Origin of the sequence: Mycobacterium zoologicum (assembly GCF_020181635.2) — a bacterium.
GTDB classification, from domain to species: domain Bacteria; phylum Actinomycetota; class Actinomycetes; order Mycobacteriales; family Mycobacteriaceae; genus Mycobacterium; species Mycobacterium zoologicum.
Genome location: NZ_JAYJJS010000087.1, coordinates 1 through 530 on the forward strand (window position 1 = coordinate 1; position 530 = coordinate 530).

General features: G+C 62.6%; 1 protein-coding gene. It reads right to left on the reverse strand.

The annotated features are described in order from the left end of the window. Positions 1-57 precede the first annotated feature (57 nt). A complete protein-coding gene (locus K6T84_RS23850) occupies positions 58-309 on the reverse strand; it encodes a hypothetical protein (RefSeq protein ID WP_224865602.1) in 252 nt (83 codons plus the stop codon). Positions 310-530 lie beyond the last annotated feature (221 nt).

Genomic DNA, 530 nt, shown 5'->3' on the forward strand with positions numbered 1-530 from the left:
GGTCCATCGTGTCCACCGCGGGGTCGAGCGCGTAGCTGACGGTGGCAACCCAGTCGTTCACTGGTCCTTCTCCTTTCGGCGCCGTGCGCGTTGTTCTTTCTTGCTGGGGGGCGGCACCTGCAGGCCTGCTTTGCGTAGGGCGACGTGTAGGTCTGCCATTCGTCGTCGCGGGTTGCTCGGTGTAGCGGGGTACCGCGCGATGTAGTTGCCGCGGACGTCGTAGAACCTGGTGTAGCCCTTGGTGTCGTCGTTGACGGTCCAACCCTGGGACTCCGCCCATTTGGCGAGGTCTGCGATGTCGCTGTTCACCATGCTCCCCATACCATTGCGACGTGTCAATAGTATTTGCTATACGATACAACGTCAAGAGTTTCCAGGACGGGCGTCGCAGACGCCTGCGTCGCCAACTCGAGGCGCATCAGTTACGCGGTGAGGGAGATGCGCCGGGCTGAAGGCGCACGTTTGGGCTGGCGGATGCATCCACGGCCCGAACCGTAACCCGGAGCGCTGACAGGGCTGTCGGCATGTCA